The organism is Anaerotignum faecicola (genome assembly GCA_024460105.1).
In the GTDB taxonomy this organism is placed as follows: Bacteria; Bacillota; Clostridia; order Lachnospirales; family Anaerotignaceae; genus JANFXS01.
In genome coordinates, this window is the sequence record JANFXS010000445.1 from 1 (window position 1) to 410 (window position 410).

Annotated in this window: 1 protein-coding gene; it reads right to left on the reverse strand. The window is 54.9% G+C overall.

Translation table 11 applies throughout. The features are described 5' to 3' along the window. On the reverse strand, positions 1–410 hold a 410-nt coding region (locus tag NE664_14800), incomplete at both ends, for an ATP-dependent Clp protease ATP-binding subunit ClpC (protein MCQ4727904.1).

A 410-nucleotide genomic window follows, 5' to 3' on the forward strand; every position in this document is an offset into this window, starting at 1 on the left:
TTGATCTCCGTCTCACGTCCAATGACAGGATCCAGCTTGCCCTCTCTGGCAAGCGCCGTTAAATCGCGGCTGTAGCTGTCCAGTGTCGGCGTGCTTCCCTTTGTCCTGGAGCCCTTTAGAAGTTCCTCCTTGTTGGCAGGCGCGTCCTCACCCATGGCGGCCAGAACGTCGATATAAAGCTTCTGGATACTGATGCCGATGGTATTGAGCAGCCTCGATGCCACGCAGTCATTATCCCGTATGATGGAAATCAGCAGATGCTCGGTTCCGATCAGCCTTGCCTTAAAACGAACCGCCTCTTTATAGCTGTTCTCCAGCACTCTTCTGGCGCTGGGGGTATAGCCGTTCTCCTCCATGCGGACCGTCTGGTCCGGAGAGATCAGCTGGCTTACAAGGCCAATCACCTTTTC